This window comes from Actinophytocola gossypii (assembly GCF_025165815.1).
GTDB classification, from domain to species: domain Bacteria; phylum Actinomycetota; class Actinomycetes; order Mycobacteriales; family Pseudonocardiaceae; genus Actinophytocola; species Actinophytocola gossypii.
The window spans coordinates 16,849-28,963 of sequence record NZ_JAFFZE010000037.1 but is presented as its reverse complement, the minus strand read 5'-3'; the positions used below and the strand labels follow the sequence as shown (position 1 = coordinate 28,963).

The 12,115-nt window shown below is 74.4% G+C and carries 14 protein-coding genes and 1 pseudogene; 11 read left to right on the top strand and 4 right to left on the bottom strand.

Going from position 1 to position 12,115, the window contains the following annotated elements:
• Positions 1 to 132 (top strand): annotated as a pseudogene (locus JT362_RS35135) (integrase core domain-containing protein); the annotation flags it as partial.
• Here the strand turns inward: JT362_RS35135 and JT362_RS35130 are convergent.
• From JT362_RS35130 to pseB, 4 genes are read right to left on the bottom strand one after another with little or no spacing between them, the layout of a single operon-like run.
• A complete protein-coding gene (locus JT362_RS35130) occupies positions 129 to 1,406 on the bottom strand; it encodes an outer membrane protein assembly factor BamB family protein (protein WP_260196277.1) in 1,278 nt (425 codons plus the stop codon). The pseudogene JT362_RS35135 and the gene JT362_RS35130 sit on opposite strands and share 4 nt — an antisense overlap.
• A gap of 11 nt (positions 1,407 to 1,417) precedes the next feature.
• Positions 1,418 to 2,149, bottom strand: a complete 732-nt coding sequence (locus tag JT362_RS35125; protein ID WP_260196276.1) for a phosphotransferase — start codon at positions 2,147 to 2,149, stop codon at positions 1,418 to 1,420.
• Complete coding sequence (locus JT362_RS35120; RefSeq protein WP_260196275.1) at positions 2,146 to 3,279, bottom strand: DegT/DnrJ/EryC1/StrS family aminotransferase; 1,134 nt, start codon at positions 3,277 to 3,279, stop codon at positions 2,146 to 2,148. The genes JT362_RS35125 and JT362_RS35120 overlap by 4 nt, the downstream gene beginning before the upstream one ends.
• Positions 3,272 to 4,255 (bottom strand): UDP-N-acetylglucosamine 4,6-dehydratase (inverting), encoded by a 984-nt coding sequence (gene pseB, locus JT362_RS35115; protein WP_260196274.1) that lies wholly within the window; start codon positions 4,253 to 4,255, stop codon positions 3,272 to 3,274. The genes JT362_RS35120 and pseB overlap by 8 nt, the downstream gene beginning before the upstream one ends.
• Positions 4,256 to 4,284: 29 nt before the next feature.
• Between pseB and JT362_RS35110 the strand changes: the two genes are divergently transcribed.
• The 10 genes from JT362_RS35110 to JT362_RS35060 all read left to right on the top strand — a co-directional run bounded on the left by JT362_RS35110 (position 4,285) and on the right by JT362_RS35060 (position 12,083).
• Positions 4,285 to 5,013: a cytidylyltransferase domain-containing protein gene (locus JT362_RS35110; protein ID WP_260196273.1), complete on the top strand. Its 729-nt coding sequence runs from the start codon at positions 4,285 to 4,287 to the stop codon at positions 5,011 to 5,013.
• A complete protein-coding gene (locus JT362_RS35105; RefSeq protein ID WP_311202792.1) occupies positions 5,010 to 6,386 on the top strand; it encodes a GNAT family N-acetyltransferase in 1,377 nt (458 codons plus the stop codon). The genes JT362_RS35110 and JT362_RS35105 overlap by 4 nt, the downstream gene beginning before the upstream one ends.
• A 42-nt stretch (positions 6,387 to 6,428) precedes the next feature.
• Complete coding sequence (locus JT362_RS35095; RefSeq protein WP_260196272.1) at positions 6,429 to 7,400, top strand: polyprenyl synthetase family protein; 972 nt, start codon at positions 6,429 to 6,431, stop codon at positions 7,398 to 7,400.
• Between the two features lie 52 nt (positions 7,401 to 7,452).
• Positions 7,453 to 7,824, top strand: coding sequence for a VOC family protein (locus JT362_RS35090; protein WP_260196271.1), 372 nt, complete (start codon positions 7,453 to 7,455; stop codon positions 7,822 to 7,824).
• 51 nt (positions 7,825 to 7,875) lie between these two features.
• Positions 7,876 to 8,226 (top strand): hypothetical protein, encoded by a 351-nt coding sequence (locus tag JT362_RS35085; protein WP_260196270.1) that lies wholly within the window; start codon positions 7,876 to 7,878, stop codon positions 8,224 to 8,226.
• 16 nt (positions 8,227 to 8,242) lie between these two features.
• A complete protein-coding gene (locus JT362_RS35080) occupies positions 8,243 to 8,995 on the top strand; it encodes a sulfite exporter TauE/SafE family protein (RefSeq protein ID WP_260196269.1) in 753 nt (250 codons plus the stop codon).
• Positions 8,996 to 9,055: 60 nt separating this feature from the next.
• Positions 9,056 to 9,736 (top strand): dienelactone hydrolase family protein, encoded by a 681-nt coding sequence (locus tag JT362_RS35075; protein ID WP_260196267.1) that lies wholly within the window; start codon positions 9,056 to 9,058, stop codon positions 9,734 to 9,736.
• A gap of 70 nt (positions 9,737 to 9,806) precedes the next feature.
• Positions 9,807 to 10,253 (top strand): hypothetical protein, encoded by a 447-nt coding sequence (locus JT362_RS35070; RefSeq protein ID WP_260196266.1) that lies wholly within the window; start codon positions 9,807 to 9,809, stop codon positions 10,251 to 10,253.
• A complete protein-coding gene (locus JT362_RS35065) occupies positions 10,250 to 11,344 on the top strand; it encodes a PPE domain-containing protein (RefSeq protein ID WP_260196265.1) in 1,095 nt (364 codons plus the stop codon). The genes JT362_RS35070 and JT362_RS35065 overlap by 4 nt, the downstream gene beginning before the upstream one ends.
• Positions 11,337 to 12,083: an ESX secretion-associated protein EspG gene (locus tag JT362_RS35060; protein WP_260196264.1), complete on the top strand. Its 747-nt coding sequence runs from the start codon at positions 11,337 to 11,339 to the stop codon at positions 12,081 to 12,083. The genes JT362_RS35065 and JT362_RS35060 overlap by 8 nt, the downstream gene beginning before the upstream one ends.
• Positions 12,084 to 12,115 lie beyond the last annotated feature (32 nt).

The window sequence follows — 12,115 nt, the reverse complement described above, 5'->3', positions numbered from 1 at the left end:
CAATCCGACACCGAACGCCGAACCGCCCTACCAGCCTGGCTCCACTTCTACAATCACCACCGAGCACACTCCGCCATCGGAGGCCAACCACCTATCACCCGGCTAACCAACCTCCCTGAACACCACATCTAGGCCCGGTCGTAGGTGACCGTGACCGGTTCGCCGTCGGTCACGACCTGGAGCGCGATGCTCGTGCCGTCGGCCGACGCGCCGAGCACCGACACCCCGTCGAACAGCGTGCGGGACTCGCCGGTGCGCACGTCGATCAGCTCGAGGCCGCGCAGCGACCTGCCGGGAACCAGCGCGAGGTCGCCGACCAGGGCGGCGTGCTCCAGCGCGTTCACCCGGTTGTCGATCCGCCACAGTGGTTCGCCGGTGGCCAGGTCGCGCGCGGTCAGGTGGGCGAACGTGCCGCGCTCCGGATCGGACTCCGAGCTGACCACGACGTCGCCGAGCAGGACGCTCCGCTCGTGGTACTTCGCCGCCGTGGGTGGCAGCTCGGCCGACCAGCGTTCCTCGCCGGTCCGGGCGTCCAGCGCGACCAGGCGGTTGTGCAGCACGTTCGCCGGCTCGTCGAACCGGGCCGCGCGCACCACGACGGTGTCGAACGCCATGCCGACGACCTGGGGCGCGAAGTCCTCGTGCGCCCAGTCCCACAGCGGGGCGCCGTCCTCGGCGGCGTACGCGTACAGCCGCCGGTCGGCCGGGGTGACGCGATCGCGCTCGTCGACGGCCAGCTCCCACGCGCTGGTCCCGTCCTCGCCGGCGGCGCCGAGCACGATGACGTCACCCGCCGCGTGCGCGTACTCGACCGACGGCGGCACGGCCGGCTCGCTGGTCCACACCGGTTCCGGGCGGTTCGGGTCGACCAGCGACAGGGTGGTCGTGTCCTCGTGCCGGCGCAGCAGGGCGACCGTGCGCCGCGCGACGTCCACCACGGTCGCGGTCTCCGCCGCCCGCTCGCCGCCGGGGAAGGTCACGCAGTCGCGGACCTCGCCGTTCTCGATGCCGACGCCGACCGCCGTGGCCGGGGCGTCGTCCCCGCGCTGGAGCAGGACCAGCTCGCCGCCGACCTGGCTCGCGCCGTACACGTCACCGTGCTGCTCGAACGCCCACAGCCGCTCGCCGGTCCGCGCGTCGACCGCGCCGACCACGTCGCCGTCGCGCAGCACCAGCGTCCCGCCGACCGCCATCCGCCCGGTGCCGGGAACGACGACCCGCTGCCGGCCGAACGGGGGCGCGACCCGGTCGGGTAGCTCCAGCCGCGGCGCCGGGGCCGGCCCGTCGGTGGCGGTGACCGCGGCCGCGCACGGCTCCTGGCCGGTCCACGGCCGCCAGACCAGCAGGCCGGCGGCCAGCACGACGGTAAGACCCAGGCCGGTGTACACCCATCGCCTACGTGTCACAGTCGGGGAGGCTAGCCGCTCCGGTCCGCGCGTGCGGTGAGTTCGGCGAGGCGGGAGCGGGCGTAGCCGGGCTCCAGCCGCCAGCCGGCGGCGGCCTCCCAGGCGTCCACGGCCGCCCTGGCGACGCGGTTGCGCTCGAACGGCAGTTCCGCGTCCGGCAGGTCGGCCAGGTCCAGGTCGGGGTGGTCGACCCGGGCCTCGTCCCAGTCGAGCAGGCCGACGCCCGCGTCGCCGACCCGGACGTTCGCCGTCTGCGGGTCGCCGTGCACGACCGTGTGCGGGCCGTCGAGGGCGGCCCAGGCGGCGCGGCAGGCGGTCACGGCCTCGGCGGGCATCGCGGTCAGGTCGACCTCGCCGCCCGCGTCGGCGGTCAGCAGGGCGCGGGTGGAGGCGAAACCGGGGCGTTGCGGCCAGCCCGCGGTCAGGGCGTGCAGGCGGGTCAGTTCCCTGGTCACCGCCGGCCAGTCGTAGGAGGTCGGCTCGCGGCCGGGGAGCCAGGTCTGCACCACGACGCCGGCCACGTGCCGGCGGCCGTCGTCGGCCGGGACCGTGACCGGCACGGTGAACCCGTTGGCGGACAGGAACTCCATCAGGTGCAGCTCCCAGTCCAGCGACTCCGGGCTCCGGCGGGTGGCCCGCGCGACCAGGCGCTCGCTCCGGCGGCGCAGCTCGAAGACGTCGTTCCGGTGCCCGCCGCCGAGCCGGCCGACCACTGTCGCACCCCACGGGGTCACGTCGATCACCGGTAGAACGTTCTGATCTCGTCGACGACCCGGTCCACGTCCGCGTCGGCCAGGCCCGGCCACAGCGGCAACGACAGCTCCTCGGCGTAGAACCGCTCCGCGCCGGGGCACAGCCCGCGCCGGTACCCGAGGTCGGCGAACACCGGGTGCCAGTACACCGGGACGTAGTTGACCTGCACGCCGATCCCGCGCTCGCGCAGGAACTCGTACAGCTCCCGGCGCCGCCCGCCGAGCACCCGCAGCGGGTACAGGTGCCACGCCGGCTCCGCGCCGGGCAGCGTCACCGGGGTCGCCACGCCGTCCACGTCGGCCAGGCCGGCGTCGTACCGCGCGTGCAGCTCCGCCCGCCGGACCACGAACGCCGGCAGCCGGGACAGCTGGCTCGACCCCAGCGCGCACAGCACGTCCGGCAGCCGGTAGTTCAGCCCGAACTCGTGCACCTCCTGGTGCCAGCCGCCCTCGTCCGGGAACCGCTGCCGAACCTTGTCCCGCACCAGCCCGTGGTTGTGGAACTCCCGCGCCCTGGCGAGCAGCTCCTGGTCCGCGCAGGACACCGCGCCGCCCTCGGCCGTGGTGAGGTTCTTGGTCGGGAAGAAGGAGAACGTCGTCAGGTCCGCCCAGGAGCCGACCGGCCGCCCCCGCCAGGACCCGCCGACCGAGTGCGCGGCGTCCTCCAGCAGCAGCGCGCCCGCGTCGTGCGCCACCTCGGCCAGCTCGTCCAGCGCGGCCGGGTGTCCGGCGTAGTCGACGGCGGCGACGACCTTCGTGCGCGGGGTGATCGCGGCGCGCACCGCGTCGACGTCGACGTTCCCGGTCTCCGGCGAGGTGTCCGCGAACACCACCGTCGCGCCGCGCAGCGCCGCCGTCGCCGCGGTGGCGACGAACGTCATCGGCGTGCACACCACCTCGTCGCCCTGGCCGACGCCGGCGGCCGCGTAGGCCACGTGCAGCGCCGCGGTCCCCGAGGTCACCGACACCGCCGGCACCCCGCCGGTGTGCGCGGCGAGGTCCGCCTCGAACCGCGCCACGGCGGGGCCGGTGGTCAGCCAGTCGCCGCGCAGCACCTCGGTCACGGCGGCCACGTCGTCCTCGGTGATCGACTGGCGGCCGTAGGGGAGCAGGTCAGCCATACTGCTCGACCAGGGCCCGCAGGTCGTCGTCGGTGAGCCACAGGTCGTTGGTGTCCGAGCGGTACGCGAAGCCATCCGGCACCGGGCGGCCGTGCTCCGGCGGCTCGTAGCCCCAGCCGGCGATGTGCGGCATCACGACGTACCGGTCGTCCACCTGCAGCGTCCGGCGGGCGTCGTCGAGGGCGATCATCTCCTCGTGCAGCTTCTCGCCGGGGCGGATGCCGACCTCCTTGAGCGGCGCGCCCGGCGCGATCACGCGGGCCAGGTCGGTGAGGCGCATGCTCGGGATCCTCGGCACGTACAGCTCACCGCCGTGCATCTGGTCGAACGAGTCGACAACGAACCGCACCGCCTGCGGCAGCGTGATCCAGAACCGGGTCATCCGCAGGTCGGTGATCGGCAGCGCCTCGCCGCGCTCGGCCAGCGACCGGAAGAACGGGATGACGCTGCCGCGCGAGCCCATCACGTTGCCGTAGCGGACCACGGAGAACCGGGTCGGGTGCCCGGCCGCGTAGTGGTTGCCGCTGATGAACAGCCGGTCGGCGCAGAGCTTGGTGGCGCCGTAGAGGTTGATCGGGCTGGACGCCTTGTCGGTGGACAGCGCCACGACCTTCTTCACGCCGCAGTCGATCGCCGCCTCGATCACGTTCTGCGAGCCGGTGACGTTGGTCTGCACGAACTCGAACGGGTTGTACTCGGCCGTGTCGACCTGCTTGAGCGCGGCCGCGTGCACCACGTAGTCGATGTCGAACATCGCGCGCTCCAGCCGGCGCCGGTCGCGCACGTCCCCGATGAACCAGCGCAGCCGGGGGTCGTCGCCGAACAGCTGGCGGGCCTCGTACTGCTTGAGCTCGTCGCGGGAGAGCACGACCAGGCGGCGCGGGTTCAGGTGCTCCAGCGCGTGCGCGATGAACGCCTTGCCGAAGGACCCGGTCCCGCCGGTCAACAGGATGCTGGCCCCGTCGAGCAGCGCCATCGTCACCTCCGTGAAAGTCGTGCGCCATCATGGCACCCGTGCGAGTTCACGCGGTCATCCAGGCACGGATGTCCTCCACCCGGCTGCCGGGCAAGGTCCTCCGTCCGCTCGGCGCGCGCAGCGTCCTGGCCTGGGTGGTCCGGGCCGCCGCGCGGGTCCCGGCCTTCGACCAGGTGATCGTGGCGACCTCCGAGGCCGCCGACGACGACCCGGTCGCCGCCGAGGCGGAACGGGCCGGCGCCACCGTGGTCCGCGGCCCGCTGGACGACGTGCTCGGCCGGTTCGAGCTGGCCGCCGAGCGGCACCCGTGCGACGCCGTGGTGCGGCTGACCGCCGACTGCCCGCTGCACGACCCGGCCCTGCTCGCGCAGGTCGCCGGGGTCTGGCTGGCCGACCCCGACCTGCACTACGTCAGCAACACGCTCCTCCGCCGGCTTCCGCGCGGCTTCGACGCCGAGCTGGTGCGCCGCGACGTGCTGGCCGAGCAGTACCGCGTGGCCACCGGGACGCACCGCGAGCACGTCACCTCCGACATCCACTCGCGCCCGGAGGTGTACCGGTGCGCCGGCGTGGTGCCCGGCGAGGACGACTCCGACCTGCGGGTCACCCTGGACACCGCCGAGGACGCGGAGCTGCTGGACGCCGTGGTCACCGCGCTCGGCGACGGGGTGCCGCGCTGGCGCGACGTGGTGGCGCTGCTGCGCGCGCGGCCGGACCTGGTGGCGCTGAACGCCGGCGTCGCCCAGCGCGTCCCGTGACGAGCCTGCTGCTGCGCGCCGACGGCGGCCCGACCATCGGGGTCGGGCACGTGGCCCGCTGCCTCGCGTTCGCGGAGGCGGCGGTGGCCCGCGGCTGGACGGTGACCTTCGCCGGGGAGGCGGCCTGGCTGGCGGACCGGTTCCGCGCCCTGGACGTGCCGGTCGTCCCGGCCGCCGACTGGGCCGCGGACGTCGTCCTGGTCGACCACTACGGCCTCGGCGAGCTGCCCGAGACGCGCGGCCGGGTGGTGTCCATGGAGGACGGCACCTACGGCCGCCGCGCCGCCGACGTCGTGGTCGACCCGAACCTGGTGCTTGCCCCGCGCGAGCCGGACGGCACGGGCGTGTACCTCGGCGGCCCGCGCTACGCCCCGCTGCGCGCGGACGTGGTCGCCGCCCGCCGCGCCCGCTCCGGCGTTCCCGGTGACCCGCCCCGGGTCGTGGTCGTGATGGGCGGCGGGGCCGCGGCCGACACGGTCGCCGCCGCGGTGGCCGCGCTGCGGGACACCGGCCTACCGATGTCGGTACGGGCGATCGCGGCCGGCGAGGTTCCGCTGCCGCCAGCGGGTCCCGGCCAGCACTTCGCCGTCGGCCCGCCAACGCCGGAGCTGCCCACGCTGTTCGCCGAGGCCGACCTGGTGGTGAGCGCCGCCGGCGTGACGCTGACCGAGCTGTGCTGCGTCGGCGCGCCGGCCGCGCTGGTCCAGCTGGTCGACAACCAGGCCACCGGCTACCGCGCCGCCCTGTCCCTGGGCCTGGCCGCCGGCCTGGGCACCCCCGCCGACCTGCCCGCCGCGAGCGCGGACCTCCGCGACCTCCTGTCCGACCCGGACCGCCGCGCCGCCCTCGCCGAGGCCGCCGCCGCGACCGTCGACGGCGGCGGCGTGGACCGCGTCCTCGACGCCGCCACCCTCACCGTCCGCGAGGCCACCCTCGCCGACGCCCGCACGCTCCTGGCCTGGCGCAACGACCCCGACACCCGTGCCTGGTCCCGAGGCTCCCAGCCGGTGGCCGCCCAGGTGCACGAGTCCTGGCTCCGGCGCACCATCGCCGACCCGGACCACCTGCTCCTCGTCGTCGAGCGCGACACCACCCCGCTCGGCACCGTCCGCTTCGACCGAATCGAGCCAGGCACCTGGGAGGTCAGCATCGTCGTCGCCCCCGAGCACCGCGGCCACGGCCTCGCCGGGCGGATCCTCATGGTCGGCCAGGGCGCCCTGCACGCCCGCGTCGGCCCGGCCACCCTCCTGGCCACCGTGCACGAGGCCAACACCCCGTCCATGGCATTGTTCCGCCGCGCCGGCTACCACCCAGCCACCCGCCCGGCCGAGCCCCCTTTCGCCGTACTCGAAAGGCACTCGAGACCGGCTTGAGGACCGCCCCCGCGAGGGTCGTTCTCCGGCAGGCTCGGACCCATGGGGACCGCACTCGACACCGAGCTCCACGACGCCCTGTCCGAAGTGGAGGAACGCCTGCACAAGGTGCTGGCCGACGCCGAGTTCGAGTTCGCCGCCATCGGTGGCAGGCACCTCGTCACCGCGGGCGGCAAGCGGATCCGTCCCCGGCTCGCCCTGCTCGGCGCCCGGTTCGGCGATCCGGACGACCCGCGCGTGCTCGACGCCGCCGTCGTCGTCGAGCTGGTGCACGTCGCCACCCTGCACCACGACGACGTGATGGACGGTGCCCAGCGCCGCCACGGCGTCCCCAGCGCCAACGCCCTGTGGGACAACAAGCTCTCCGTCCTGCTCGGCGACCTCGTGCTCGCCCGTGCGTCCGAGCTCGGCGCCGACCTCGACCCGCGCTGCCTGCGGCTGCAGTCCGACACCCTCGTCCGCCTGATCCGCGGCCAGATCAACGAGGCCGCCGGCGCCCCGGCCGGCGGCGACCAGATGGCGCACGCGATCGAGGTCATGGCGGACAAATCCGCGTCGCTCATCGCCATGGCCGTCGAGCTCGGTGCCCGGGTCGCCGGCGCGGACGAGACCACCTGCACCGCGCTCGCCCGCTACGGCGAGGCCCTCGGCATCGCGTTCCAGATCTCCGACGACGTGATCGACATCTGCACCCCGGCCACCGAGTCCGGCAAGGTCCCCGGCACCGACCTGCGCGAGGGTGTGGTCACCGTCCCGATGCTGCACGCGCTCGCCGCCGGCGACGACGCCGCCGCGCGGCTGCGCGTGATCCTGGACACCGGCCCGGTCACCGACGACGCCCGGCACGCCGAGGCGCTCGAACTCCTCCGCGCCTCGCCCGGCATGGCCGCCGCCCGCGCGGACGTGCACCGGTACGCCCAGGCCGCGCGGGACGAACTGGCCGACCTGCCGCCGCTGCCGGCCCGCGACGCGCTGGCCGCCCTCGCCGACTACGTCGAGTCCCGCACGGCCTGACCAGGATCTACTTCACACCGGAACCCCGGTTGTTACGTGCGACGATGCCGGCATGTCAGCTCGGTTCAAGGATCTGGTCATCGACGCGACCGATCATCACAAGCTCGCGGACTGGTGGTGCTCCGCGATGGGCTACGTACGCCGCGACGACCACGAGCCGCCCGGCGACGGCTGGCTGCGTCCGCACGACTGGCCGGTGCCGATCGTCGACCCGGACGGCGGCGGCCCGGCGATCTGGTTCGTGCCGGTGACCGAGGCCAAGTCCGTGAAGAACCGCGTGCATCTCGACATCTGGGGAAGTGTGGACGAACTGGTGGAGATGGGTGCCGCCGTGCTGCGCGGCCGGGACGGCGAGATCGACTGGGACGTCCTCGCCGACCCCGAGGGCAACGAGTTCTGCGTGTTCACGCCGAACCAGGCATGACGGCGGAACCGACCGGGGTGTGCGCCGCATCTCACCCGCATGACCCGTCACGTGAAGTTGGCGATCTGGGCGGCGGTGCTCGGCCTGCTGCCGTTCGTCGTCTTTCTCGGCGTCACCAGCCACCAGCTCCACAACGGCGAACTGGTGGCCTACAGCTACCTGAACTTCGCCGCCATCGCCGGCGGGGGCGCCACGGTCGCGGTCGCGGTGGCGATGGCGCGCCGGCCGTACCTGGGGGAGCTGCGCCCGCCGCGGCCGGGCTGGGTGCTCCCGGTGTGCGCGGTGCTGATCGTGCTCGGCGCGGTCCAGCTCGTGCGCGGAGCCGGCTTCTTCCCGATGATCCTCGGCTGCGAGACCGAGTCGGGCACGATGGGCTTCTGCCGGCCGGCCGTCGTCGGCTGACCCTCCCGGCCTCCCGGTGACCCCGCTCGAAGGGGTCCTCGTCGCGGTCGTCGGCGTGGTCGCCGGCGGCATGAACGCCGTCGTCGGCTCCGGGACCCTGGTGACGTTCCCGGTGCTGCTCGCGATCGGCTACCCGCCGGTGATCGCCAACGTCTCCAACGGCATCGGCCTGGTGCCCGGCTCGGTCAGCGGCGCAGTCGGCTACCGGCGCGAGCTCGCCGGCCAGCGCGGCAGGCTGCTGCGGCTCGGCGCGATGAGCGCGCTCGGCGCGGTCGCCGGCGCCCTGGTGCTGCTGGTGCTCCCGCCAGGCGCGTTCGAGCTGATCGTGCCATGGCTGATCCTGCTCGCGCTGGTCCTGGTGCTGATCCAGCCGTGGCTCGCGCGCCGGCTCGCCGCCCGGACCGTCCGGCACGAGCACGGCGGCCCGGTGCTGATGCTCGGCGTCCTCACCGTCGGCGTGTACGGCGGCTACTTCGGCGCGTCGCAGGGCGTGCTGAACCTCGCGCTGATGGGGATCATGCTCGACGAGGACCTGCAGCGGCTGAACGCGGCCAAGAACGTGCTCACCGCGACCGCGAACCTGGTGGCCGGCCTGGTGTTCGTGTTCGTCGCGGACGTCGCGTGGCCGGTCGTGCTGCTGCTCGCGGCCGGGTCGATGATCGGCGGGCACCTCGGGGCGAGCATGGGGCGCCGGCTGCGGCCGCTGTGGCTGCGGATCCTGATCGTCGTGGTCGGCGTGGTCGCCATCGTCCAGATATTGGTCTCGTGATTACTCCGATCGGCTGGGAACTGTTGACTCGTGTTCATGTCGGCGTGATTGGCTACTCGGATGTCTGCCACCCGCACCGAACTCGTCCGGCTCGCTGACGGGCGCGCACTCCGCATGACGATCGCCGAACCGCCCGGTGTGGTCCGCGGCGGGCTGGTCGTGCTGCACGAGGCGCGGGGGATCACCGAGAGCGTGCGCGGCCTCGCGAGTGGGCTGGCCGCCGAAGGCTGGCTCGTGGTCGCCCCGCACATCTACCACGGCGGAAGCGACGGGGACATCTCCGACGACACCGCCGCCGGTCTGGTCAGCGAGCTGTCCGGGGACTCCGTGCTCGCCGACACCGACATCGCGTTCGGCTGGCTGGCCCAGCACGGCATCGGCGCCGACCGGATCGGGGTCGTCGGCTTCGAGGTCGGCGGCTCGGTCGCCATGGTCGTCGCCGCCCGGCGCGGGATCGGGGCCGCGGTCACGGTCGCCGGCGGCGGCATCCTGCGACCGCTGTCCGACGGGCTGCCCGCGCTGGTCGACGTGGCAGGCGAGCTGCGCTGCCCGTGGCTCGGGCTCTACGGCGACAAGTTCGCCGACGAGGTGGAGCGGCTGCGCGAGGCGGCGTCCCGCTCGGAGACCGCGACCGACGTGGTGCTGTTCCCGGCCGCCGACCACCGCTTCGACATGCACCCGGACGGCGCGTTCGAGGCATGGCAGCGGATGCTGAACTGGTTCGACGCTCACCTGCGATGAAACCGCTGTGACTCCCGTCGCGTCTGGGTACTGTGACATCCTGTACCCGAACGTCAGATAGGGGGTAGCCGTGACCGACAGCGGGATCCCGGCAATGGCCCCGGGCGCGCTGACCCCGGTCGCCGGCAAGGTCGAAGAGGTCAGGGACGAGGCGGCGCTCGGCCGCCTGCGGATCGACCTCCCCGCCGCCGAGAGCCTGCTCGAGCAGATCCAGCGGACCCGGATGCGCGCCGGAGACCTGATGCGCGACGGCCGGAAGCTGGACGCGCCACTGCGGTTCGGCGACAACTGGATCGGCCAGATCATGTCCGAGCGGCTGCGCACCGTCGCCGTCGACAAGGACGGCGGGGTGAGCCCGGTACTGCGCCAGTTCCACGAGCTGCTCGACTCGGTGGAGGCGGTGGTCCGCCTGGCCGCCGGCCTCTACCGCACCACCGACGAGCAGGCGGCCGGCGAGCTGCACCGCGCCGCCGGCCGGATCGGCGCCCAGTTCGGACAGAACGGAACCCAGCCATGACGTCGATCGCGCCGGGCGGCTGCCACCCGCCCCACTGGCCGAGCCCGCCGACGTGCTACCCGCCCATGCCGTTGCCGCCGGAGGAGGAGCCGACCTCGCTCGACGAGCAGGTCGACTACCTCACCTTCACCCACCGCGACCTGCACCGCATGGTCCACCAGGGCCTCGACCCGAGCGGCGCGATGGAGGTCTCCGCCGACTGGGCCAGGCTCGGCGACGAGCTGACCGAGATCAGCGAGGAACTCGGCCGGATCGTCACGGCGGCCGCCGCCGCGTGGGAGGGCGAGGCGTCCGACCTGGCCAGGCAGACCCTCGCCGGCCTCACCCACTGGGCCGCCGAAGCCGGCACGCAGGCCACGAAGGTCTCCGCGTGCGTGACCATGGAGGTCGACAACGTCCTCCAGGCGCGCGACGCCATGCCCAAGCCTCCGCGCGAGCCGATCGCCGAGCTGCCGGAGGTCCAGCCGCTGCTGGCGAACGACTGGGGCGCCGCCCGCTCGGTCACCGCGGACCCGGCCGGGCCGCTCGCCGAGGAGCAGGCCATGCACCAGCAGGCGGCGCGGGTGATGGAGCGGTTCCAGGAGGCCTCCCGCGAGGTCTACTCGACGGTCCCGCAGTTCAGCCCGCCCCCGGTCGGCGGTTCGATCCTGGTCGGCCCGCCGCAGCCGCCGCCACCCCCGCAGCCCCCGGTCCCGCCGCCTCCGACTCCGCCGGCTCCGGTTCCGGTCCCGCCGCCCCTGCCGCCGCGCACCGGTGTCCCCGGCTCTCCCGGCGTTCCCGGTGCCCCGGGATCCACCGGCACCCCCGGCCGGGTCCCGGTCGGCGGTCCCACGCCGGGTCCCACCGCCGGCCTCACCTCGGGTGCCGGGGAGCCGGCCGCCGCGCAGAACCGTCCCGGCGCCGGCACCACGTCGTCGTCCGGCCGAGGCCCCAGCATCAGCGGCATGCCGATGGGCATGGGCGCCGCCGGCCGCGATGACGACACCGAGCGCAGGGTCGCGGACTACCTCAAGGAGGAGGACGACATCTGGGGCCAGCACGAGCGGCCGACGACGCCCCCGGTGATCGGGGAGGAGCGGCCCCGTGCGTGACCCGGCGTCCGGCTGGGTCCAGGTCAGCTCGGTCGAGTTCTTCCTGCTCTGGACCGCGATGGGTCTCGGTGAGCCCCCGGTGCCGCTGGAGGTGAGCCACGTCGGCCGCACCCCACGGGCCCGCGCGCAGCTGGTCGAGGAGGCGTCCGAGGCGTTGGCCGCCCGCGAGCTGGGAACCGTGTCCGAGCCGGCCCGCGACGTGGCCCTGGTCCTGCGCACCCTCGCCCGCGGCGGCGCCACCCTCGACCTGCGCGTCCTCGGCCAGGGCTCCCCGCTGCTCGGCTACGCCACGGCGAGTGAGGGCGGCGCCGCGGTGGCCGCCAGGGTCGACGGCGAGATCCGCATGGGCAGCGTCCGTCCGACCGCCGTCGCCCCAGCCCTGCTGGACTCCCTACCCGCCCTCCCCGCCGGTTCCGGACGCCCGGCGAACATCGCCGTGGCCGACTACGACGCCGCGTGCGCCGAGGCCGAACGCGAGGGCGTGACCGGCTTCGTGCGGGCCCTGCACGCCGCCGGGGTGCGCCAGCCGGAGGCGAGCATGCTGGCCCAGGCCCTCACCACCAGGACCGGCGGCGGCCAACTCGGCGTCACCGGCCGGGGGAGGGCGCTGGTCACCTGGCTCGACGCCGAGGACGGCCGCTACGCCCTCCGCCAGCACGGTGCGTGGCTGACGGTGACCCCCACGGACCTCCCGAGGCTGGCGTCGATGGCCGAGGAGATGCTCGCCGACGTGCGGTAGACGTCCGGTAGGTGTGTGGTCCGGCACCATGG